Origin of the sequence: Acidovorax sp. sic0104 (genome assembly GCF_019219095.1) — a bacterium.
Lineage (GTDB): Bacteria > Pseudomonadota > Gammaproteobacteria > Burkholderiales > Burkholderiaceae_C > Acidovorax.
The window spans coordinates 153,264-174,440 of record NZ_JAHUWH010000012.1 but is presented as its reverse complement, the minus strand read 5'-3'; the positions used below and the strand labels follow the sequence as shown (position 1 = coordinate 174,440).

Genomic DNA, 21,177 nt, shown 5'->3' with positions numbered 1-21,177 from the left:
ACTCCCCGCGCTGCTCCTGCACCATCCTCACCGCGCGCTCACGCACCTCGGGCGAGAACTTGTTCGTCTTCTTCATGGCTCAATCCTCTCAGAGTGTTGAGCCTCCTCAAAAACCGGGGCGATTCAACCGTCAGTCGCACGGTCAGGACACTCTCCAGGTGATCTTCAGGCTCGTCAGTGAGCTTGAGGTCCGCTGAATCCCAGCCACGGAGGTACTGACCGTACTTGTCCAAGGCGCAGAAGGCTTCGGTCAAGGCGCCAATAGTGATTTCTATGACGATAGAGTCGGCTACCTTGCATTGGTAGAAATCGGCGTCGCTTAGGGTCAGGTTCCACTGAGGATAGAAGGCATACCTGATGGCCTCAAGGATGGTGGACTTAGAAGAATCCCCTTTGCCAATCAGGCAGAAGATGTCGGCGTTGGGAAGGCTCCAGTCAAGTTCTTTCACGCCCCGAAAGTTCTTGATTTTTATTTTTCTGATCTTCACCGAGCAAGTTCCTCCAGAACATCATCTATGAACTGGGCTACTCCCGATCAATGCTCTCCCATGCACAGCATGGAACGTCTCTTCGCCCTCTTCTCCCCATCATAGATACATCTCGTCACGTTGCCGTTAAAAGGCGTCAGAGAAGTTGTTGCTCAGCTGCCCTGGAGCAGCGGCCGACCGATAGAGTTTGTGACCATGTGAATGCCCGAAGTGCGGCCGAGAGCGTGCACTGACGAAGGGCCATCGGCTGACTGCACCGCTGCACATTGGACTCCACCCGCGGGCATCCACAAGGTGCCGTCCAGCAGCTGCGCTTCAGCAGGCGCGACTGGAGTGAGCGATACGGAAGCGGTCATCGGCCGACTCCTGCTTTTGAGCGCCGCTCGCTTCTACACCAGCGTGGCTGCCGGCAACGCGGTCACCGTCACTTGGCGCCGGGGGCCAGCTGCCCAAGCTTAATCTGCGATAGTCTGCTTTTATCTCTCCTTCAAAAACTCAGCCGCCAATGACGACACCAATCACGTTGACTGTGGGTGCCATCACCCTCACTTTCAACAAGTGGGAAATCGGCGTCGACCACGGCATGCTATTTCAGGAATCTGATCGCCAGCGTCGCCGCCACCCCGACATCGACTACAGCTACTACGACGAGCACCCTGAGGAGGATCCTGCGCAAAGCGAGACTTGCTTTTGCCGTTCGCTCGGCTCGATGTTGCCGCGGCTCGAGCTGCTCGGGTACACGCTGGCCACGGTCAAGGCCGAGTACGAAATGCAGGTGACGCAGGACACGGAGCGGTACGACGAGGACGATGGCACGCCGTCGCCGACTCGGCCCGAGCGACTGGAATTCGCGAAGTTCGTCGAGTTCATCCGCAGGTATCCGGTATCCGACCTTGACGACGAATACCGGCCGGATAATGAGTCTGGGTCTGAGCAATGGCGCGCCCGATTGGCGGCCGATCCCGCCGTGGCTTTATTGCCTCAGGGTGACCAGGATCGCGACGTCGACGGCTACTCTGAACGCAGCCACTTCGGTGGCCTCATCGGCTTCTTATCTCCTTATTCAGTGCTGCGCGTCCTCGCCGAGAACCCGGCGAACCTGACGCTGGACGTTGTCTGGGATTACGGGAACTTCGTGGATGCCGGCTGGGCAAAGAACGAAGAGTTCGTCGCCGGCGCCCGCCGTGCACAGACCTTTTTGCTGGCCACCGAGGGGACGTCCGACACACACATCCTGAAGCGAGGCCTTTCGCTGCTCCGGCCAGACGTCGAGGACTTCTTCAGGTTCATCGACATCGAGGAGCGGCACCCCTTCTCGGGTACCGGCAATCTAGCCAAGTTCGCCGAAGGCCTCGTCAAGATCGACGTCCAAAACCGCGTGGTGTTCGTCTTCGACAACGACGCCGAGGGCGCCGATGCGTATCGCAGCCTGCAGAGGTTCAGCTTCCCAGTCAACATGCGGTCGATGCTGCTGCCCGACCTCGATCAACTGCGCGACTTCCCTGCACGCGGCCCAAGCGGTGTTGTGCGCACCGACATCAACGGTCGGGCCGCGGCCATCGAGTGCTATTTGGATCTACGCCTAGCCGGTCGACCCGAAGCGCGGGTAACGTGGACCAACTTCAAGGAGTCAATGGGCATCTATCAAGGATCGCTGGACTTCAAGGAAAGCTACGCCAAAGCCTTCTACGAAGCGAGCGTAGAGGCCATCGCAACCGGCACGTACGACGTCCGCAACCTTAAAACCGTGCTGGACGCCCTGTTTGCGACCTGCTGCGCCATGTCCACGGACATCCTGCGGCGCGAGTAACGTTGAACTCCCGGTAACTCGATCGCCCCCACGTTCACTGGAGGCTCCGCCAGCCAGCGGCTATCGCGCATCCTGCTGTTGGTACACCTTAAACGTCTGACACTAATGCAGGTCAGAGTCGTCGAGTCGAATGACTGCTTGTTTCCGTTTAGCGCTGCGTACGGCGCGGAGCACCGAAGGTCGGAAGACGCTGCATTGCAGTCATCGTCGCGGTCGATTTTCAGTTCGCGCGCTTCAGTCCGACCAAGGTCTGCTGCTTCTCTGGGAGGTGGCTGAATTCACGCTCCCATCACAACCAGGTAGGTCGTAGCTGAAGAACTAGGCGCGAACGTGCCGTCCACTCAATCAACCCGCAGCACCTCAAACTCCTGCCGGATTCCTGCAACCTGTACCCACACTCCATCACCCTCGCACTTACCCAACACGGCCCTGCCCAACGGGGCATCGCTGCTGACGACCTGCACGGTGTGACCGCCGCAGGCCAGCTTCATGCTGCCTCCCTGCGGGCCCAGAAAGAGCAGCTGCTGCTGTTGCTGGTCGTCGGCATCGACCAGGCAGACCAGTGCACCCAGCTGTATGCCTTTGCTGGCGTCGTAAGGGTGCGGGCGGAACTGGCGCCAATGGGCCATTGCCTGGCGGATGGCTTCGGCGCGGCGGGCCTGGCCGGTGGCCAGGTAGGCGGCTTCCAGGCCCAGTGTGTCGTATTTGTTTTCGGCGATGTTTTCTTCGTGGGTCGCCGTTTCATGGGCTGCCCGCACGGCCTCTTCCGCTTGCAGCAGGTCTTCGGCGAGGCGTTCCAGTACCTGTTGCTGCAGCAAGAATTTATCCATGATGATCATCAAAGGTCGGCATCTCTATCGGGCGGGGGCGGCTCAGGATTATGAAGCGCGCCACCGGGCCTTCGACGCTTCGCACGCGGCCACACGCGGCTCCAGACTGAGCAGCACGCGCAGCCTGTGCAGGGTGTGGTTCGTCGTGCATCGCGCGCAGCCGCCCCGTGTCGAATACCGGTGGTGCACCGGCCTGTGACGTGGCGGTAACCATCTTCCTGTTCAAGCTTGACAGGCGACTGTGCATGCGTGCATGACTGTGCGCATGTGCCGTCTTTGACCCTGCTCGGTACGCGTTGTTTTGTCGATCTCGCTGCTGCCATGCCCTGCCTACAATGCCGTGATGAGCCGGCTCCCTGCATCCGCACCCCTCGAGTGGGTCAGGCACGCCGAGCCCATCGACGGCATGAAGCGCATCGAGGCGCGCTTTCACGGCAAGGCCTATGCCATGCACCGCCACGACACCTACGCGATCGGCAGCACGCTGGCAGGTGTCCAAAGCTTCAACTACCGCCACAGCCGGCGCGACAGCCTGCCGGGCCACACGATGGTGTTGCACCCCGATGAGGTCCACGATGGTCAGGCCGGTACCGACGAGGGCTTCCAGTACCGCATGGTCTATGTGGAGCCCGCGCTCATCCAGGCGGTGCTCCAGGGGCGCGCGTTGCCGTTCATCGAAGGGGGCGTGACCACCGACCCGCGCCTGGCAATGGCCACCCACCACCTGCTGCGGCACATCGACACGGTGCCGGAGCCGCTGGAACTCAGCCATGTCGTGGCCGAGCTGGCGCATGCACTGCAAGCCGTGGCGGGCGGCCCTGCGCGGCTGCCCAAGGGCGACTTTCTGGCCGCGCAGCGTGCCTACGACTATCTGCACACGCACCAGGCCCAGGTCATTGCGCTGGACGAGCTGGAGGCCGCCACGGGGCGTGACCGGTGGAGTCTGTCGAGCGACTTTCGCATCTTCTTCGGCACGAGCCCCTATCGCTTCCAGACGATGAGGCGGCTCGATGTGGTGCGCCGCATGTTGATGGGTGGTGCGTCGCTGGCCGACGCTGCCGCGACCGCCGGGTTTGCCGACCAGAGCCACATGACCCGCCACTTCACCAAGACCTTCGGGCTGACCCCTGGACGATGGCTGCGCATGGCCTCCGGTGGGCGGGTTGCGCAGCGATGGATGGGTGAGCCACGAACGTTCAATACAGGGTGAACCACGCTGCGTAGATTCGGCTTCTTTTTCCAGCGAAGGAGCGACCCATGTTCATGCCCCTCAACCCCACGGCGGCTCCGGCCGGGCGCGGTCAAAGCCAGGCCATTGACCTGGTCCGGAAGATCGACCGCATCGACGGCCACTGGCAGCCGCGCGTCGTCGCAGAAATGAACGACTACCAGTTCAAGGTGGTGAAGGTGAAGGGCGATTTTCCGTGGCATGTGCATGCCGACACCGACGAGACATTCGTCGTGCTGGAAGGCGAGCTGAAGATCGCGACCCGCGCAGGCGGTGGCGAGGGCGGCGAACGGGTCATCGTGTTGCGCGCGGGGCAGATGGCGGTGGTGCCCAGGGGTGTGGAGCATCAGCCATCCGCAGATGCCGAAGTGAAGATGCTGCTGATTGAACCGCAGGGCGTGGTGAACACGGGCGACGGCGCGCCGGGGGCACGCACCGTGGCAAACGATCAGTGGATCTGAGTCTCAATCCCTGCCGAAGCCCTTGCGTGTGCGGCCGAGCGACGCCGGCCCTTGGCGATCACGTTCTTGGGCCCTGAGGTCGGGGTGAGCTGCCGGCTGCGGAAAGCAGATTTCCCAACCGGTGGGTGCAGAGAAACGTTGGAATGTTCTCTGGCGCCAGTGGCTTCGACATCAAGTACCCAGGCCACCTCGCCGGGCATTCGTTCATCATCTCTGGCCCCTTGCACGCCGGGTGTATGCCGCACTCTGGCAAGCCCTTCGATACGCCCGCAGCGTTTGCTCGGCCCGCTGCAGCACCGTGGCTTCCACTGCCGTCGCCTGCCCACTCGCAGCGCCCTCACGCGGGTCAGCACCCCCATTCGCATCCGCCAGGGTTTCCAGCAACTCTGCCGGGCTCATTCCCGAAGCCTCCCCGGTCAGCAACGCAATGCCCTCGCTCACATGCCCCATGGTGTACACGCGGAACAGACCGCGCTCCACCGCGTTGAGCACTGTCCGCTCCAGCATCAGATGGTGCTGGTTGCGTGCCGGGATCAGCACGCCCTGGGTGCCGTCCAGGCCGGCGGTTGCGCAGACCTGGAACCAGCCTTCGATCTTCTCGTTGATGCCGCCCACGGGCAGCACCTCGCCGTGCTGGTTCAGCGCGCCGGTCACGGCAATGCCCTGGTGCAGGGGCAGGCCCGACAGGCTGGACAGCAGGGCGTACAGCTCGGCGCACGATGCGGAGTCGCCCTCCACGCCGCTGTATTCCTGCTCGAACACGATGGAGGCATTGAGCGCCAGCGGCGCCACGTGGCTGAACAACGCGGTCAGGTAGCTGTGCAGGATGAGCACGCCCTTGTCGTGGATGGGGCCCGACATGTCGACCTCGCGCTCGATGTTGAGCAGGCCCTCTTGCCCGGCAAAGGTGCGCGCAGTGATGCGCACCGGAAAGCCGAACCGGTAGTCGCCCAGGTCGATCTGCGTCATGGCGTTGATCTGGCCGGTGACGGCGCCGCGCAGGGTGATCAGGCGCTCGCCTTCGGTGATGGATTCGTGCAGCTGCTCTTCGGGGTAGTTGTGGCGCAGGCGCTGGGCGGCCAGTGCGGCCGCGACGTCTGGCGCCTCCACCAGCGCGCCGCCGCGGGCGCGGCACAGGGCGGCGCTTTCGATGAGCAGTGCCTCGGTGTGGGCGAACAGCGCGCTCTGGCGGCGCTGGTCGTCGGCGTCGCGGTGGGTCTGTTCCAGCAGCAGGGCCACGGCGCCGGCTGCAAAGTGGGGCAGGCCGCGCCGCTGGCAGCTGTGGGCCACGAAGATCGCTGTGGCCTGGCGTGTGGCAGGCGTGGCGGCAAAGCGCTCGGCAAAGTCCACTTTGGCGCGGAAGCGGCGTGCGGCGTCGGGGTCGGACTCCTGCATGGCGTAGTACTCGTCCACCGACCCGATGAGCACGATCTTGACGTCCACATCCACGGGCTCGGGCTGCAGGGCTGCGGCAGCACCGCCGCCACCGCCGCCGACCGCGTGGGCGCCGGGGCTGCCCTCGTCGATCTGCAGCCGGCCGCAGCGCAGAAAGCGGCGCAGGCGCGCCCACAGGCCTTCTTCGGCGGCCAGGTCGTACAGGTGCAGCAGGATGAAGCCGCCGTGGGCCTTGAGCAGGCTGCCCGCGTGGATGGCGGCGTGGTCGGCCTGCATGGTGTCGGACTCGCTGCCGTGCTCGATGCTGCCGAACAGGGTGCGCAGGGTGGGGTGGTCTTCGACCAGCACGGGGGCGGTGGTCTGGCCGTGGTGGTCCACCACCAGGTTCACGCTGCAGCGGGCCAGCAGTTCGTCCAGCGCGTCGTTGCGGTCCTGCGCGGCATCATCGTCGTCACCGTCCTGTTCGTCATCGATGCCCTCGAAAAGGTCGATGTTCTGCAGCACGGCGTGTTCAACCTGATCGAGCCAGAGGCCCAGCTTGACGGCATCCTTGACCTGCTCACCCAGGCCCTGGCGGATGTCGTGCAGCGCGTGCTCCACCAGGGGCTTGACCGTCTGGCGGCGCAGCCTGGCCAGTGCTTCGTCGCGGGCGCGCTCCAGCGGGCGGGTGGTTTCGATGAATCGGGTGATCTCGGCGCGCAAGGCGAATTCGGCGGTATCGATCTCGGCACGGCGCTCGAGGGGCAGGGCGCGGGCGTCGGCTTCGGACAGCGGCGACCCGCCGGGGCCGATGAGGGTGAACACCATGTGCCCGTTCTCGCGCGACAGGCGCATCTGGCGGGCCTCGGCAAAGGCGTCGAGCGTGGCGAACGCGCTGCGCTCCTGCTCTTGCCAGGCCTGCTCGATGCGTTCGGCGTCGGCCTTGAAGTCGGGGCTGGCCAGGCGGCGCGGGATGTCGGCCTGCAGGTTCTTGCCCATGTCGGCCATGCGTTGGCGCAGCACGCGGCCCTGGCCGGGCGGCAGGCGCAGGGCGCGGGGGCGGTCGGGCTGGTCGAAGTTGTGCAGGTAGCACAGGTCGGGCGGCACGGGCCGTGCGGCGGCGGCCGTCTGCATGGCCTGCCGCAACAGCGATGTGCGGCCGCTTCCGACTTCGCCCAGCACGAACAGGTGGTAGTCGGGCTGCAGCATGTTCAGCCCGAACTGCGCGGCGGCGTGGGCGCGTTCCTGTCCGATCCAGGGCAGGGGCAGGCCCGCAAGCTCGGCGGTGCTGGCAAAGCCGAGGGTGGCGGGGTCGATGGTCAGCCGCAGCTGGTGGGGAGCAAGGGGCAAAGCAGGCATGGGGGCTGGCGGGGGGCAGGCGGGTGCGTCACACGGTGCCTGCTTGGGGTGATGAAGTCAAATCACCCGGTGGGCGACTTACCTCAGACTTCACGTCCCCACCCGTTCGGGCCGAGCGCTTCGACAGGCTCACGACAGGCTTGTGGAAGCCTTGCACGCTGGGGGCATGCCCTGGCTTCGACGGCCTCAGCCCGAACGGAGGGGGGTGCATCTGGGGCACGTAAATTTTCAGCAAAATCGCTGCCTACCGCTGGATGGTAGTGCGGTAGCAGCTATCAAAATAATAGTGATCTGAACGGGTGATGTTCAAACCGGGGCGGGTTGGGGTGGGGTGTGGGCAGGCGGCTCAGCCGCGCGCCACCGGGCATTGGCCCGCAGGGGCGCCACCGGCCAGCGCACGGCTTTTGGCGTCGGCCAGGGCTGCGGCGCCGGGCATCTCGGTGGGCCAACCGGCCAGGTGCTGCTGGGCGATGCGCGACAGGGCGGTGATCCAGTGGTTGTTGTCGTTCAGGCACGGGATGTAGTGAAACTCCTGGCCGCCCGCGTGCAGGAAAGCCTCGCGCACTTCCATGTTGATTTCTTCGAGTGTCTCCAGGCAGTCGCTGGTGAAGCCCGGGCACACCACGTCCACACGCCGCGTGCCGGCCTTGCCCAGCGCCTCGATGGTGGGCTGGGTATAGGGCTCCAGCCACTTGGCCTTGCCAAAGCGCGACTGGAAGGTGATGCGGTAGCGCTCTTCGCGCAGGCCCAGGCGCTCGGCCAGCAGGCGGCCGGTCTTGCGCGCCTCGCAGTGGTAGGGGTCGCCCAGGTGCAGCGTGCGCTCGGGCACGCCATGAAAGCTCATCACCAGCTGGTCGGGCTGGCCGTTGTGCTTCCAGTGGGTTTCGATGGTGCGGGCCAGCGCGTCGATGTAGCCGGGGGCGTCGTGGTAGCGGTTCACGAAGCGCAGCTCGGGCACGTGGCGGGTGCGTGCGGCCCAGGCGTACACCGCGTCGAACAGGCTGGCCGTGGTGGTGCCGGAGTACTGCGGGTACAGCGGCAGGATCAGGATGCGCGTGGCGCCCTCGGCCTTGAGCGCGTCGAGCTGGCTGTCGATGGAGGGGTTGCCGTAGCGCATGGCGTGGCGCACCAGCACCGCGTGCCCGGCCTCGCCCAGCCAGCCACGCAGCAGGTTGGCCTGCCTGCCCGTCCACACCGCCAGGGGCGAGCCTTCGGCCGTCCAGATGCTGGCGTACTTGGCGGCCGACTTGGCAGGGCGGGTGCGCAGGATGATGCCGTGCAGGATGGGCCACCACGCCAGCTTGGGGATCTCCACCACGCGGTGGTCGCCCAGAAACTGCGCGAGGTAGCGGCGCACGGCGGGGGCGGTGGCTGCGTCGGGCGTGCCCAGGTTGCACAGCAGCACTGCGGTGCGCTCGGCCTGGCCGTGGGTGTAAGGGGGTTCGGGGCGGAAGGAGGGCATGCGGCATTTTCGCCCACGCGTGGTGCCTGGTGTCCAACAGGGCTTCAACGTCATCGCAGGGGCCGTTTTGACGGCAGTCGGGTAATCCCCGATGCGGTTATGAAACCGGTTTCATAAACTCTGCGCATCCTATCCGAACGACCCACGCCGTGAATTACCAGTTCCAGTTCGACGCCGTTTTTGCCGCATGGCCGCTGCTGCTCAAGGGCACGTGGATCACCGTGCAGCTTTCGCTCACGGCCACGGTGCTGGGGCTGGTGGTGGCCATCTTCTGCGCCTGGGGCAAGACGGGCGGGCCGGCGTGGCTGCGGTTCTTGATCAACGCGTACATCGAGGTCATCCGCAACACGCCGTTCATCGTGCAGCTGTTTTTCTTCTTCTTCGCGCTGCCGTCCATCGGCCTGCGCTGGTCGCCCTACACGGCGGCGCTCACGGCGATGGTGGTCAACCTGGGGGCGTACGCGGCCGAAATCGTGCGGGCGGGCATCGAGTCCATCCCCAAGGGGCAGATCGAGGCCGGCAAGGCGCTCAACCTCAAGCCCTGGGAGATCTTTCGCTTCGTCATCCTGAAGCCCGCGCTCAAGGCCATCTACCCCGCGCTCACCAGCCAGTTCATCCTGCTGATGCTCAGCTCGGCCGTGGTGTCGGTGATCTCGGCGGACGACCTGACGTCGGTGGCGGCCAACCTGCAGTCGCAGACGTTCCGCAGCTTCGAGATCTACATCGTGGTGGCGGTGATCTACCTGGCGCTGGCGCTGTCGTTCTCGGCGCTGTTCAAGCTGATCTACCAGCGCGCGCTCAACTACCCCGACCGTCGCTGAGGAAATCAAGTCATGCGTACCTTCGGACTCTCCGAATTCCTCTTCATCGTGCAGGCCGCGCAGTGGACGCTGGCGCTGTCGGCCATCGCGTTCGTGGGCGGCGCGCTGCTGGGCCTGGTGGTGGCGCTGTCGCGCACGTCTGAAAGCGTCGTGGCGCGCAACGCGTCGCGGGTGTTCATCCAGGTGTTTCAGGGCACGCCGCTGCTGCTGCAGCTGTTTTTGATCTTCTTCGGCGCGCCGGTGCTGGGGTTCGACATCAACCCATGGATCGCCGCCGGCGTGGCGCTGGTGCTCAACAGCGCGGCCTTCCTGGGCGAGATCTGGCGCGGCTGCATCGAGGCGGTGCCGCGCGGCCAGTGGGAGGCCGCGCAGGCGCTCAACCTGAGCTACGTCAACCGCATGCGCTTCGTGGTGCTGCCGCAGGCCTTCAAGATCGCGCTGCCGCCCACGGTGGGCTACACGGTGCAGATCATCAAGGGGACATCGCTGGCCGCCATCATCGGTTTCACCGAGATCACGCGGGCCGGGCAGATCATCAACAACGCCACCTTTCAGCCGCTGCATGTGTTCACCACCGTGGCGGCGCTGTACTTCGTGATCTGCTGGCCGCTGTCGCTGCTGGCCGCGCACATGGAGCGCAAGCGGGCCCGCGCGCTGGCGCGCTGAGGTCGCCAGCGCAGGCCCGCACGTCCGTTGTCATTCTTTCTCTCGTTCACACACCAACTACCAGGAGACATGCCATGACCTTTTCCCTGCACCGCCGCACCGTTACCACCGCCCTGGCCGCAATGGGCCTGGGCGCAGCCCTCACGGCGTTTGCGCCGCTGGCCGCCGCGCAGTCCGTGGCCGACATCAAGAAGAAGGGCGAGCTGACCATCGGCATGCTGGTGGACTTTCCGCCCTACGGCACCACCAACGCGCAGAACCAGCCCGACGGCTACGACGCCGACGTAGCCAAGCTGCTGGCCAAGGAGCTGGGCGTGAAGGCCAACATCGTGCCCGTGACCGGCCCCAACCGCATTCCCTTCCTGCTGACCAACAAGGTCGATGTGCTGGTCGCGTCCCTGGCCATCACGCCCGAGCGCGCCAAGCAGGTGCAGTTCTCGCAGCCTTATGCGGCCGCCACCATCGTGCTGTATGGCAAGACGGGCAGCGCCATCAAGAGCGCGGCGGACCTGAAAGGCGTTCGCGTGGGCGTGGCCCGTGCCAGCACGCAGGATGTGGCCGTGACCAAGGCCGCGCCCGAGGGCACCGAAATCCGCCGCTTTGACGACGACGCATCGGCCATGCAGGCGCTGATTTCCGGCCAGGTCGATGCCATCGGCTGCTCGGTCACTGTCGCGGCGCAGATCGCCAAGCGCGTGCCCGCCAACACCTTCGAGAACAAGTTCAACCTGCTGCAGCAGGCCATGGGCATCGCCCTGCGCCCCGGCCAGGACGAGCTGACCCGCGCGGTGAACGACTTCGTCGCCCGCAACACGGCCAACGGCGAGCTGAACAAGCTCTACCAAAAGTGGCTGGGCGCGGATCTTCCCAAGCTGCAATAACCCATATCGCTTGAGCGTGAACCCCAGCCATCCCAGGAGCCCTTGACAATGACGACGGACGCAGTCACAACGACGACCACCGCCGGTGCACCCCCCATCATCACGATGGAGGGTGTGAACAAGTGGTACGACAGCTTTCAGGTGCTGACCGACATCGACCTGTCGGTGCGCGCTGGCGAGCGCATCGTGATCTGCGGGCCGTCGGGTTCGGGCAAGTCCACGCTGATCCGCTGCATCAACCGGCTGGAGACGGTGCAAAAGGGGCGCATCGTGGTCGACGGCATCGACCTGACCGCCGGAGGCAAGAACGTGGACGCGGTGCGTGCCGAGGTGGGCATGGTGTTCCAGCAGTTCAACCTGTTCCCGCACCTCACCATCCTCGAGAACTGCACGCTGGCGCCCATGCGCTCGCGCGGCATGGGCAAGGCGCAAGCTGAAGAGGTGGCCATGAAGTACCTCACGCGCGTTCGCATTCCCGAGCAGGCGCACAAGCACCCCAGTCAGCTGTCGGGCGGGCAGCAGCAGCGCGTGGCCATTGCCCGCGCGCTGTGCATGGCCCCCAAGGTGATGCTGTTCGACGAGCCCACGTCGGCGCTGGACCCGGAGATGGTCAAGGAAGTGCTGGACACCATGATCGGCCTGGCCGAGGACGGCATGACCATGCTGTGCGTGACGCACGAGATGGGCTTTGCGCGCAGCGTGGCCGATCGCGTGATCTTCATGGCCGAAGGCAAGATCCTGGAGCAGGCCCCGCCTGCGCAGTTCTTCGGCCAGCCGCAGCATGAGAAGACGCGCCAGTTCCTGGGCCAGATATTGAGCTCGCACAACGCCCACTGAATGGGCTGAGCGTTGGCGGCGCAAGTCCCGACAGACACCAAGTCCTGTGAAAGCCCGATCCATGGGCTTGAAAGAACACCCATGAAGGTATTGATTTCCCTGTCCTCCTTCGGCGCGGCCGAGACCGGGCGCCACGGCCAGCTGTGGTGCACCGAGCTGGCCGCCCAGTCCGGCGCTGACGGCGTGGAGGTGCGTGGCGAGCTGCTGCGCGACTCGGTTGCCGAGCTGCCCGCGCTGGCCGGCCGGGCCGCGGTGTACTCCAGCCCCGAAGGGCTGTGGACCCACGACGGCCTGCTTGACGAGGCTGCCCTGCGGCGCGGGATTCACGCATCGCAGGAGCTGCACGCGCCGCGGCTGAAGATGTCCATCGGCGGCTTTGGTGGGCCATCGCACGCATCGCTGCAGCAGCTGAAGGCTCTGCTGGCGGCGGCCCCGCAGGTGGAACTGGTCATCGAGAACGACCAGACCACCACCGCCGGCACGCTGGCCGCCATGCAGGCCTTCTTTGCCGTGCAGGCGCAGGCGGGGCTCGACCTGGGCATGACCTTCGACATGGGCAACTGGCACTGGCTGGGCGAATGTCCGCTGCAGGCAGCGCAGGCCCTTGCGGCCCATGTGCGCTATGTGCACTGCAAGGGCGTGCAGCGCCTGCCGGGCAAGTGGGTGGCCGTGCCCCTTGCCGAGTCGCTTGCGCCCTGGCGAGCCGTGCTGCGCGCGCTGCCTGGGGATGTGCCGCATGCCATCGAATACCCGCTGGTGGGAGACGACCTGGTGGCCGTCACGCGTGAGCAGGTGGACTTCATCCGCGCCGTGCGAGGTGCTGCATGAGCGACGCTGTTTCCAAATCCGGCGACACCGCATTCGACGTGGCCCTGTTCGGCGAGGCCATGCTGCTGCTGGTGGCCAACGAGCCAGGACCGCTGGAGAACGCCACTGGCTTTCACAAGCGCACTGCGGGGGCCGAGACCAATGTGGCCATTGGCCTGGCGCGCCTGGGGCTGAAGGTGGGCTGGGCCAGCCGCCTGGGCACCGACTCCATGGGCCGCGCGTTGCTGGCCGCCATGCGCGGCGAGGGCATCGATTGCTCGCACGTGGTGTGCGATGCGGCTCAGCGCACGGGCTTTCAGTTCAAGGAGCGCGTGACCGACGGGCGCGACCCGCAGGTCGAATACCACCGCAAGGGCTCGGCCGCCAGCCAGATGGGCCCGGCCGATGTGGACGAACCCTGGCTGCGGTCTGCGCGCCACCTGCACGCCACCGGCGTGTTCGCGGCCATCTCGGAAACCAGCCTGCAGGCAGCCATCCGCACGCTCGAGGTCGCGCGCGCCGCAGGCCGCACCATCTCGTTCGACCCCAACCTGCGCCCCACGCTCTGGGCATCGCCCGAGGCCATGCGCCACTGGATCAACGCCCTGGCCGGCTATGCCGACTGGGTGCTGCCGGGCCTGGAAGAGGGCGTGTTCCTGACCGGCGAAACCACGGCCGAAGGCGTGGCGCGCTTCTACCGCGAGCGGGGCGCCAGGCTGGTGGTTGTGAAGCTGGGGCCCGAGGGCGCCTACTACGACAGCGACGTGGCCGGCACCGGCCGCGTGCCCGGCGTGCCCGTGGCCCAGGTGGTGGACACCGTGGGCGCGGGCGATGGCTTTGCGGTGGGCATCATCAGCGCACTGCTGGAAGGCTTGAGCGTGCCCGCGGCCGTGCGCCGCGGCGCCTGGATTGGCGCGCGGGCAGTGCAGGTGCTTGGCGACACCGAAGGCCTGCCCACGCGGGCTCAGTTGCGGGAGGCCGGGCTGTGAGCGTGCTGCAATCGATGGCGGATGGCCGCAACGCCGTGCGCAAGAAGGTACTGGTGTTCCGCGAGCTGCCGCCCGACCAGCTGGCGCGGCTGGCGGCCGTGCACGATGTGACGGTGGCCAACCCCCGCAAGCCTGAAGAGCGCGCGCTGTTCGACCAGGCGCTGGGCCACGCCCAGGGGCTTATCGGGTCGAGCTACCCCGTCGATGCCGCGCTGCTGGCGCGGGCGCCCCGGCTGGAGGTGGTCTCCAGCGTGTCGGTGGGCGTGGACAACTACGCGCTCGACGCACTGCAGGCCCGGGGCATCGTGCTGTGCCACACGCCCGGCGTGCTGGACGAAACGGTGGCCGACACCGTGTTCGCCTTGCTCATGGCCACCAGCCGCCGCGTGGTGGAGCTGGCGCAACTGGTGCGCGAGGGCCGGTGGACGAAGAACATCGGCGAAGACCTGTTCGGCAGCGATGTGCATGGCAAGACGCTGGGGCTGCTGGGCTTTGGCCGAATCGGCCAGGCCATCGCGCGCCGTGCGGCGCTGGGATTCGGCATGCCGGTGGTCTACCACGCCCGCCGGCCTGTGGACCTGGCCGCCACGGCGCCTGAACTGGTGGGCAAGGCTGCGCATGTGCCGCTGGCCGAGTTGCTGGCGCGGTCCGACTTTGTGGTGGCCATGCTGCCGCTGTCGGGCAGTACGCGGGGCATGGTCAATGCCGACGTGTTCGCGGCCATGAAGCCCGGTGCCATCTTCATCAACGGTGGGAGGGGTGCCACGGTGCTCGAGCAGGACCTGCTGCACGCGCTCGACCATGGCACGCTGCGCGCAGCGGGCCTGGATGTGTTTGCCACCGAGCCGCTGCCGCTCGAATCGCCCCTGCGCACCCACCCGCGCGTGACGCCGCTGCCGCACATCGGATCGGCCACGCATGGCACGCGCCACGCCATGGCCGTGCTGGCCACCACCAATTTGCTGCAGGCGCTGGGGGGCGAGCGGCCCGCCGCCGTGTATAACGCCGCGCAAGCATGAACTCACCCGCCCCCTCTGCCGCCCGCGCCCGCCCCACCATCGCCGACGTTGCTGCCGAGGCCGGCGTGTCCAAGGCCACGGTGTCGCGCTACTTCAACCACCGCGAGCGCCTGCTCAGCCCCGACATTGCCGCGCGCGTCGAGGCTGCCATCGCCAAGCTGGCTTACGTGCCCAGCCCCATGGCCCAGGCGCTCAGCCACGGCCGCTCGCGCCTCATCGGCCTGGTGGTGGCTGACATCACCAATCCGTATTCGGTGGCCGTGCTGCGCGGCGCCGAAAAGGCGTGCCAGGAAGCGGGCTACCTGGTGATGCTGTTCAACCTGGGCAACGACCGTGAACGCGAGCGCGCGGCCATCGATGCGCTGGCGAGCTACCAGGTGGACGGATTCATCCTCAACACGCTGGGGCAGGGCGAGGGCCTGGCCGATGTGAACACGCTGCACGGCAAGCCGGCGGTGTTGGTGGACCGCCGGCATGCGGGACTGGACGCGGATTTTGTGGCGCTGGATAACGAGGCTGCCATGCGCGAGACCTGCGCGCACCTGGTCGAGCAGGGCTGGAAGAGCCTGCTGTATGTCACCCAGCCCTTGCATGGCGTGAGCTCTCGGCTGGAGCGCACGGGCGCCTTCCGGGCGTGCATGGCAGCGCAGGGCCCAAAGGTGCGGGGGCGGGTGCTGGAGATCGATGCGCAGCAGGGCGAGGACGCCCTGGCCCGGGCGCTTGTGGACTTTCGCGAACGTGCCGGGGCGAAGGGGCGCTGCGCCGTGGTGGCCGGCAACTCGGTCGTCACGCTGCGCGTGGCAGCGGCGGTGGCAAGGCTGCAGTGGACTTTTGGGCAGGAATTGGGCTTTGTGGGTTTTGACGATCCAGAATGGGCGCCCCTGATTCGCCCGGGGCTGAGCACCGTGGCCCAGCCGACCGACGCCATCGGCCAGCGCGCTGCCCATTGCCTGCTGGAGCGCATCGGTGGGCTGCAGGGCGCCGCGCGTGAGAACCTGCTGCCGGGCACGCTCATCGTGCGGGGTTCGTCAGTGGGCGCGTGATCGGGACCGGCGGTTCGTCATTCGATTGCATACCGTCCACCCCATTCCGTTCGGGCTGAGCCTGTCGGAGCCTCGCACAGCGCAGTCCATCCGCCGCAGCAAATCGCTGCGTTATGCTGTTCCATCGCAGTCCGGCCCGCCGCCGGGCCCTCCACTCACGCTGATTTTCTGCAGGTGCGCCCTCGTGCTGACCCCCTCCCTGGACATCCCCCGCATCCGTGCCATCACCATCGACCTGGACGACACGCTCTGGCCCATCTGGCCCACCATCGAACGCGCCGAAGCCGTCCTGCTGCAGTGGATGACCGAGCATGCGCCCGCCACGGCGAGCCTGTTCCAGAGCACCGAAGCACTGCGCTCCATACGCAACCAGATGGTGAACCTGCGGCCCGACCTGCAACATGACCTGAGCGCGCTGCGCCGCGAATCCATACGCCTGGCGCTGACCCAGGCGGGCGATGACGGTGCGCTGGCAGAACCCGCGTTCGACCTGTTCTTCGCCGAGCGCCAGCGCGTGACGCTCTTCGACGATGCGCACGAGGCGCTCGCCTTCCTGTCGTCGCGCTACCCAGTGGTGGCGGTGTCCAACGGAAATGCCGACGTTCACAAGGTGGGCATCGGCCACTATTTCAAGCACAGCCTGAGCGCCTCGGTGCTGGGCGTGGCCAAGCCCGATGCGCGGATCTTCCAGGCGGCCGCGCAGGCGCTGCAGGTGGCGCCCCACGAGGTGCTGCACGTGGGCGACGATGCAACGCTGGACGCCCGTGGCGCCATGGACGCGGGCATGCAGGCCGTGTGGCTGAACCCTGCCGAGGCCGCCTGGCCGTATGACACGCCGCCACATGCCACGGTGAGCAATCTCACCGAGCTTTGCCGGCTGCTTACGGCATAGGTTGTTTCTTGTCCCAGATCAAGAACCGGGCATGACGGTGCCAGTGCGGTCTTGATCTCGGTCACCTGCGCGGCCACACTGCAGGCATGCCGAGAACACCTCCCGCCCTGCCTGCCGTGCGCACCATCGGGCTCATGCAGCCCATGACCTGGCTGGCGCTGGCCTGGCGAGACATGGCCCGCGCAGGCTGGGTGAGTTTTGCGCATGGCCTGGCGCTTGCGCTGTTCGGCGCCGCCATCTTTGCCGTGGGCCACCACCGTTTCTGGTTGCTGGCCGGGGCGCTGTCGGGCTTCCTGGTGGTGGCGCCTGTGCTGGCCACCAGCCTGTACGCAATCAGCCGCGCGCTGGAGCGGGGAGAACCGGCCAACCTGGGCGTGGTGCTCAAGACCTGGCTCAACTGGCAGAACCACCACGTCAACAAATGGGGCAGCGACTACTGGTGCATGCTGCAGTTCGGCGCCTTGCTCGCGCTGGCGGCCACGGGGTGGGTGATGACTTCCGCCGCGCTCATCACGCTGCTGGCCCCCGTGCCCATCGCCACGCCGCTCGATTTTTTGCGCCACGTGGTGCTGGCGCGCGAGGGCTGGCTGTTCGAGATCTGGCTGGCGCTGGGCAGCCTCATGGCCGCGCCCATCTTTGCGTCCAGCGTGGTGGCCATGCCGCTGCTGCTGGACCGCCGTGCCACGCTGCTGCAAGCGGTGCTGACCAGCTGGCAAGCCGTGCTGGGCAACCCGTTGCCCATGGCGTTCTGGGCAGCGCTGATCCTGGGGTTCACGTTGCTGGGGCTTGGCTCGCTGCTGCTGGGCCTGATCGCGGTGATGCCCATGCTGGGCCATGCCAGCTGGCACGCGTACCGGGACCTGGTCGATGCGTCGAGCTTGCCCGAGCGTGATGCGGCCCTGGCTGCAACCCAGGGCAGCGGGGTGGCACCGTGATCTTTGGCTTCACCGAGGCGCAGATCTCGGGCTTCTTCCTGACCTATGGCGTGGGCGCGTTCATCGCGTACATGCTGTTCATCATCGGCCAGCTGGCGTGGGAGTCCAAGGCCGGCCGGTTCGGAACCTTTGTGCTGTTCCTGGGCTTGGGCGTGGGTTTCATCGGTTTTTTGGCCAAGGTGGTCATCCAGTGGTGGCTTGAGCGGTGATGCGCCGCGCCGCCCGCAGCGCCCGCTGTTCCTCAGCCCGATCTTTACGTTGCGCTACCGTCCGTGCCGCCTCGGCCAAGGCCGTGCTGTCTGCAGCGGTTGGCCGGCAATCTGCCGTCGGGCGGCGGTGCGGCGTTTTCTGGCTTGCCGGGCTGCCTGTCGCAACAACCCGGCGGATGCCGAAACACGTGGCTGCGCAGGGCCTCGCCAGCCGCTCGGGTCGGGCCAGTCAGCGCTGGCGGGCATGCCGTCCGCATGCACCGCGTGCCTGGCCAGCTGGGTGGTGCGCGGCGCCCACCAGCCCGCGCCCAGATGCGGCTGCGGTGCCTGGCTGCGCGCCAGAGAGCGGCGATGGACTGTGGGCCGGTGGCACGGGGCCAGAGGGGGTGGCATGAAACGGAATCGGAGCATGGCCGGTGGCTGCGCGGTGCGAAGGACTGTGTTGCAGCCTCGCCTTGTGGGTGAACGCCGCAGGTAGGACAAGCCTGTACGGCCTTGCAGGCGGAGTCCTTCAGCCAGAGCTCCCCGCCCTCGCATGCGGCAAGCCCTCGGGCCAGGCGCTTGCGCGGCCTTGAAATATCCTCGACACGTTCTCAGCGCGCCCAGGTCCTGAGGCCCAGTTCCTGCGCCAGTCGGCGGTATTCCGCCAGGCTGCGCTGCACGAACTCGTCGAGCGCGGTGCCCGTCAACGCAAAGGGGTACAGGCCGTATTGTGCGCACAGGGCTGCGTAGCCCGGGGCTGCCAGGGCGTCGTGCAGCGCTGCGGTCCATGCGCGCGCGGCGGCTTCGGGAGCGCTGGCGGCCATGTACAGGCCGCGCACGGTGGTCCAGACCAGATCCATGCCCTGCTCGCGGGCGGTGGGCAAGCCCGACAGATTGCCCGCCAGGCGCGCTTGCGACAGTACCGCCAGTACGCGCAGCGGCGCACCCTGGGCAGCGGCCTGCATGGCCTCGGCCGCATCACCGGTGAAGATGTCGATGTGACCGCCCCGCAGCGCCTTGAGCGCCTCGCCGCCACCTTCGAACGACACGAAGCGCATGCGCTTGTGGTCCTGCCCTGCGGCGCGCACCAGCAGGGCCGCCTTGATCCAGTCCTGGCTGCCCAGTGTGCCGCCCGCGCCGAATACCACCCGGTTGGTGTCCTTGCGCAGCGCTGCAGCTACGTCCTGCAGGCGCTGGTAGGGCGCGTCGCGGCGCACGGCCACGATGCCGTAGTCGGTGCCCAGCGTGGCAATCCAGCGCACGGCGGTCACCGGGTGCGGCCCGAAGCGGCCCTGCGCGATGTTGAGCAGCGAGCCGCTGGAGAACGCGACCAATGTCCCGGGCCCACCCAGGCGCCCGGTGGCCACCTGGTCGAAAGCCAGCGCACCGATGCCGCCCGGCAGGTAGCGGGTGCGCAGCGGCGCACGCGCGGGGCGCACGGCCTGCACCGCCTGGGCGGTCAGGCCGCAGGTCAGGTCGAACCCGCCTCCTGGGCGCGAAGGGGCCACGCATTCGGCGGGCTCCGTGGACGCATCGGACGCCATCGCCGGCAACGCGCCGCCCGCACCCGTGGCGGCCGCCAGCGCCACCAGCATCTGGCGGCGGTACAGCAGCGCCGGGGCCTGCAGAGCGGTGAGAGGGGAGTGGGGCGGTGTGTATGTCATGGGCGCGGCCACCACAGTATGGCCAGAAGACCGGGGCCACCGTCGCGCGCCTCCAGGCGCAGGCGGCCCCGGTGGCGTTCGGCGATCGACCGGGCGATGGCCAGGCCCAGGCCCGAGCCGCCCGCTACGGCCTGCGAGCCGCGCCGGTAGCGGTGGCCCAGCGCATCGCGCTCTTCGCTCGACAGGCCGGGGCCGTTGTCTTCCACACTGAGGCTCCAGCCCAGGCTGTCGGCCGCTGCCGACACGGTGATGGTGCCGTGGTTCGGCGTGTAGGCAATGGCGTTGGCGGCCAGGTTGGTCAGGGCCTCGCGCAGCAGCCCGCTGTCGCCCACGGCGGCCAGCTCGGGGGTGGCGCTGTGGATGCCGAAGTCGATCTGCCGGGCACGCGCCTGCGGAAGCAGTTCCAGCGCCACGGTGCGCAGCAGTGCGGCCAGGTCGCACGGGGCCAGGTCCACGGCAGCAGTGTCGCTGCGGCCCAGCGCCAGCAGTTGCTGGGTGCTGCGCGTGGCGCGCGCTATCTCGTTGCCGATCGCGGCGAGCGCGTCCTGCACCTGGGCCGCGTCGGGTTCGCGGCGGGCATAGTCGATCTGCATCTGCAGGGTGGTCAGGTGGGTGCGCAGCTGGTGCGAGGCGTCGTCCAGGAACTGGCGCTGCTGCGCCACCAGGTCTTGCGTGCGGGCCATCTGCGCGTTGACCGCCGTGACCAGAGGGCGGATGTCGGCGGGCAGCTCGGCGCCGGCGACGGGCGTCATGTCGTCGGGGCTGCGGGCCTGCACCTCGCGGGCCAGGCGGCCCAGTGGCCGCAGCGCCAGGGCCAGTGTGGTTGCCGTGCCCAGCACCATGAGCCCCAGAACCAGGCCGTCGCGCAGGGCAGCACGGTGCACGAAGCGGCGCGTGAAGTCCTGGCGCGACTGGGTGCTTTCGGCGACCTGCACGAGCACGGTGGCGGTGTCGGTGGGCAAGCCGGCCGCGGGCCTTGCGCCGGCGTCCGGCTCTTGCATGGCGCGGCGGTAAGCGGCCAGGCGCACGGATTCGCCGAAGTAGGTGGCGTCGTAGAAACGCGGCACTCCGGTTTCCAGGGCGCCTGTCGGCAGCGGCAGGTCGGCATTGCCCAGTTCCACCAGCCCGTCGGAGGAAGCCACCCGGAAGTACACGCGCCCGCTGGCGGTCAGTTCGAAGAATTCGAGCATGCTGTAGGGCAGCTCGGCCGACAGCCCGCCCGATGCGGTGGAGATGTTGGCGTCGATGGACTTGAGCGCCCCCAGCAGCGATCGGTCGTACGCCGCATTGGCGGCCTCCAGCGCGTCGTGCCGCGTCATCCACAACTCCACGCCCGTCACGACGGCCAGCAAAGGCAGCAGCAGGCAGGCCAGCAAGCGCCACAGGCTGGCGCGGCGCAAGCGTGCGACCAGGCCCATGT

General features: G+C 67.3%; 20 protein-coding genes and 1 pseudogene. 15 read left to right on the top strand and 6 right to left on the bottom strand.

Annotated features, from left to right (window positions below; all coding sequences use genetic code 11):
* Window positions 1-347: 347 nt before the first annotated feature.
* Window positions 348-488: pseudogene (locus tag KW835_RS26915) on the bottom strand (AAA family ATPase); the annotation flags it as partial.
* 505 nt (window positions 489-993) lie between these two features.
* On the opposite strand from KW835_RS26915, the gene KW835_RS19160 reads away from it, so the two are divergent.
* Window positions 994-2,298 (top strand): HEPN/Toprim-associated domain-containing protein, encoded by a 1,305-nt coding sequence (locus KW835_RS19160; protein WP_218385328.1) that lies wholly within the window; start codon window positions 994-996, stop codon window positions 2,296-2,298.
* 341 nt (window positions 2,299-2,639) lie between these two features.
* Here the strand turns inward: KW835_RS19160 and KW835_RS19155 are convergent, their stop codons facing one another.
* Window positions 2,640-3,128 carry a GreA/GreB family elongation factor gene (locus tag KW835_RS19155; RefSeq protein ID WP_218385374.1) on the bottom strand — a complete coding sequence of 163 codons (489 nt, stop codon included), beginning with the start codon at window positions 3,126-3,128 and terminating at the stop codon, window positions 2,640-2,642.
* On the opposite strand from KW835_RS19155, the gene KW835_RS19150 reads away from it, so the two are divergent.
* The 3 genes from KW835_RS19150 (at window position 3,127) to KW835_RS19140 (ending at window position 4,817) form a co-directional block, all read left to right on the top strand.
* The gene (locus KW835_RS19150; RefSeq protein WP_218385326.1) at window positions 3,127-3,327 is read left to right on the top strand and encodes a hypothetical protein; all 201 of its coding nucleotides are present in this window, start codon (window positions 3,127-3,129) and stop codon (window positions 3,325-3,327) included. The genes KW835_RS19155 and KW835_RS19150 overlap by 2 nt on opposite strands.
* A 144-nt stretch (window positions 3,328-3,471) precedes the next feature.
* On the top strand, window positions 3,472-4,338 hold the full coding sequence (locus KW835_RS19145) for an AraC family transcriptional regulator (RefSeq protein ID WP_218385324.1): 867 nt from the start codon (window positions 3,472-3,474) through the stop codon (window positions 4,336-4,338).
* A gap of 53 nt (window positions 4,339-4,391) precedes the next feature.
* Complete coding sequence (locus tag KW835_RS19140) at window positions 4,392-4,817, top strand: cupin domain-containing protein (protein ID WP_370633657.1); 426 nt, start codon at window positions 4,392-4,394, stop codon at window positions 4,815-4,817.
* 207 nt (window positions 4,818-5,024) lie between these two features.
* Here the strand turns inward: KW835_RS19140 and KW835_RS19135 are convergent, their stop codons facing one another.
* Both KW835_RS19135 and hemH read right to left on the bottom strand, forming a co-directional pair.
* Window positions 5,025-7,550, bottom strand: coding sequence for a Lon protease family protein (locus KW835_RS19135; RefSeq protein ID WP_218385320.1), 2,526 nt, complete (start codon window positions 7,548-7,550; stop codon window positions 5,025-5,027).
* 346 nt (window positions 7,551-7,896) lie between these two features.
* Window positions 7,897-9,012 carry a ferrochelatase gene (hemH, locus tag KW835_RS19130; RefSeq protein ID WP_218385318.1) on the bottom strand — a complete coding sequence of 372 codons (1,116 nt, stop codon included), beginning with the start codon at window positions 9,010-9,012 and terminating at the stop codon, window positions 7,897-7,899.
* A gap of 149 nt (window positions 9,013-9,161) precedes the next feature.
* Here hemH and KW835_RS19125 point away from each other — a divergent pair, with 149 nt between their 5' ends.
* The 11 genes from KW835_RS19125 to KW835_RS19075 all read left to right on the top strand — a co-directional run bounded on the left by KW835_RS19125 (window position 9,162) and on the right by KW835_RS19075 (window position 18,111).
* On the top strand, window positions 9,162-9,833 hold the full coding sequence (locus KW835_RS19125) for an amino acid ABC transporter permease (protein ID WP_218385316.1): 672 nt from the start codon (window positions 9,162-9,164) through the stop codon (window positions 9,831-9,833).
* Window positions 9,834-9,845: 12 nt separating this feature from the next.
* Window positions 9,846-10,499: an amino acid ABC transporter permease gene (locus KW835_RS19120; RefSeq protein WP_218385315.1), complete on the top strand. Its 654-nt coding sequence runs from the start codon at window positions 9,846-9,848 to the stop codon at window positions 10,497-10,499.
* A 74-nt stretch (window positions 10,500-10,573) separates the two neighbouring features.
* On the top strand, window positions 10,574-11,380 hold the full coding sequence (locus KW835_RS19115; protein ID WP_218385313.1) for a transporter substrate-binding domain-containing protein: 807 nt from the start codon (window positions 10,574-10,576) through the stop codon (window positions 11,378-11,380).
* 48 nt (window positions 11,381-11,428) lie between these two features.
* Window positions 11,429-12,217, top strand: coding sequence for an amino acid ABC transporter ATP-binding protein (locus KW835_RS19110; RefSeq protein WP_255593661.1), 789 nt, complete (start codon window positions 11,429-11,431; stop codon window positions 12,215-12,217).
* Window positions 12,218-12,298: 81 nt separating this feature from the next.
* Window positions 12,299-13,045, top strand: coding sequence for a sugar phosphate isomerase/epimerase (locus tag KW835_RS19105; RefSeq protein WP_218385312.1), 747 nt, complete (start codon window positions 12,299-12,301; stop codon window positions 13,043-13,045).
* Window positions 13,042-14,013, top strand: a complete 972-nt coding sequence (locus KW835_RS19100; protein WP_218385310.1) for a sugar kinase — start codon at window positions 13,042-13,044, stop codon at window positions 14,011-14,013. The genes KW835_RS19105 and KW835_RS19100 overlap by 4 nt, the downstream gene beginning before the upstream one ends.
* A 14-nt stretch (window positions 14,014-14,027) precedes the next feature.
* Complete coding sequence (locus KW835_RS19095) at window positions 14,028-15,032, top strand: D-glycerate dehydrogenase (protein WP_218385370.1); 1,005 nt, start codon at window positions 14,028-14,030, stop codon at window positions 15,030-15,032.
* Complete coding sequence (locus tag KW835_RS19090; RefSeq protein ID WP_218385309.1) at window positions 15,029-16,075, top strand: LacI family DNA-binding transcriptional regulator; 1,047 nt, start codon at window positions 15,029-15,031, stop codon at window positions 16,073-16,075. Before KW835_RS19095 ends, KW835_RS19090 begins: the two co-directional genes overlap by 4 nt.
* Window positions 16,076-16,259: 184 nt before the next feature.
* The gene (locus tag KW835_RS19085) at window positions 16,260-16,967 is read left to right on the top strand and encodes an HAD-IA family hydrolase (protein ID WP_218385307.1); all 708 of its coding nucleotides are present in this window, start codon (window positions 16,260-16,262) and stop codon (window positions 16,965-16,967) included.
* Between the two features lie 86 nt (window positions 16,968-17,053).
* Window positions 17,054-17,902, top strand: coding sequence for a DUF2189 domain-containing protein (locus KW835_RS19080; RefSeq protein WP_218385306.1), 849 nt, complete (start codon window positions 17,054-17,056; stop codon window positions 17,900-17,902).
* Window positions 17,899-18,111 (top strand): DUF2788 domain-containing protein, encoded by a 213-nt coding sequence (locus KW835_RS19075; RefSeq protein ID WP_007859622.1) that lies wholly within the window; start codon window positions 17,899-17,901, stop codon window positions 18,109-18,111. Before KW835_RS19080 ends, KW835_RS19075 begins: the two co-directional genes overlap by 4 nt.
* Window positions 18,112-18,704: 593 nt before the next feature.
* Here KW835_RS19075 and KW835_RS19070 read toward each other — a convergent pair.
* Together KW835_RS19070 and KW835_RS19065 are read right to left on the bottom strand one after the other, a co-directional pair.
* Window positions 18,705-19,757 (bottom strand): tripartite tricarboxylate transporter substrate-binding protein, encoded by a 1,053-nt coding sequence (locus KW835_RS19070; RefSeq protein WP_370633656.1) that lies wholly within the window; start codon window positions 19,755-19,757, stop codon window positions 18,705-18,707.
* On the bottom strand, window positions 19,754-21,175 hold the full coding sequence (locus tag KW835_RS19065; RefSeq protein ID WP_218385304.1) for a sensor histidine kinase: 1,422 nt from the start codon (window positions 21,173-21,175) through the stop codon (window positions 19,754-19,756). The genes KW835_RS19070 and KW835_RS19065 overlap by 4 nt, the downstream gene beginning before the upstream one ends.
* Window positions 21,176-21,177: the final 2 nt, after the last annotated feature.